The sequence below is a fragment of the Bacillus sp. 05T31 genome, from assembly GCF_056396725.1.
On record NZ_JBFTMA010000951.1, the window covers coordinates 1 to 1,279 of the forward strand.

Genomic DNA, 1,279 nt, shown 5'->3' on the forward strand with positions numbered 1-1,279 from the left:
GTATCCTCCTTTCTCCAGGAAGATACTTCTTTTTTAGAAATCTATATGTAATTCAACTGGGCAATGGTCTGATCCCATCACTTCACTATTAATTTTTGCATCCGTTATCTGCTCTTTCATTCTTTCAGAGACAACAAAATAGTCTAAACGCCATCCAATATTTTTCGCTCTTGCTCCCATGCGATATGACCACCACGAGTATGCTCCTTCCTGGTCAGGATAAAGATAACGATACGTATCAACAAATCCTTCTTCTAAAGCACGTGTGAACTTCCCCCTTTCTTCATCAGAAAATCCAGGGTTTTTGCGATTATTTTTTGGATTTTTTAAATCTATTTCTTTATGAGCAACGTTTAAATCTCCGCAGAAAATAACCGGTTTCTTTTCATCTAATCGCTTAATATGCGACCGGAAATCGTCTTCCCATTCCATTCTGTAATCTAAACGTTCTAATCCTCGTTTAGAATTTGGTGTATACAGCGTTATCATATAAAAATCATCAAATTCTAACGTAATAACTCGTCCTTCTTGATCATGCTCTTCAATCCCTAAACCATATGTAACAGAAATCGGTTCTTTTTTCGTAAAAATAGCAGTTCCCGAATACCCCTTTTTCACAGCGTAATTCCAGTATGTATAGTATCCTTCTAAATCTAGATCGATTTGTCCACTTTGTAATTTAATTTCCTGTAAACAAAATATATCTGCATTAGATTCTTCTAGATATTCTAGAAATCCACCTTTTGCAATAACTGCTCGCAAACCATTTACATTCCATGAAATCAACTTCATCTATGTTCCTCCTCTTGATGTGCATTTTCAATTTTCATGCTAACACAAAATAGATAACCTATCATAGTTTCATCTTTGTAATCTTGCTCTTACATTTGTGAATACGTACATACGCACATTATTCAGGTTATACTAATTTCAGAGGTGATGTTCTTTGCACAATGAAGGATTTACGTTAACGAGTGAGTATTGGCGAGCAATTATTCATAATGATTCTTCCTATGACAACAAATTCTTTTATGCTGTGAAATCAACCGGRATCTTTTGTCGACCGTCATGCAAATCAAGAATACCGAATAAAAACAATGTACGAATTTTTCTTCATGCCGAGCAAGCATTGCATGAAAACTTTCGTCCGTGCAAACGTTGTAAACCAAGTGGGCTAACTTTACCTAATCAAGAGTGGGTAGAACAAATTAAAGACTATATCGAAAAGCATTTTGACGAAGTATTAACTCTCGACATACTCGCGGAAATGTGTCACGGT

The 1,279-nt window shown here is 35.6% G+C and carries 2 protein-coding genes; one reads left to right on the forward strand and one right to left on the reverse strand.

Translation table 11 applies throughout. The annotated features are described in order from the left end of the window. Positions 1-33: 33 nt before the first annotated feature. A complete protein-coding gene (locus AC1DJR_RS30205) occupies positions 34-792 on the reverse strand; it encodes an exodeoxyribonuclease III (protein ID WP_429686856.1) in 759 nt (252 codons plus the stop codon). A 154-nt stretch (positions 793-946) separates the two neighbouring features. On the opposite strand from AC1DJR_RS30205, the gene AC1DJR_RS30210 reads away from it, so the two are divergent. After that, positions 947-1,279, forward strand: a 333-nt coding sequence (locus tag AC1DJR_RS30210) for an Ada metal-binding domain-containing protein (RefSeq protein ID WP_477004284.1), incomplete at its 3' end; no start/stop codon positions are given.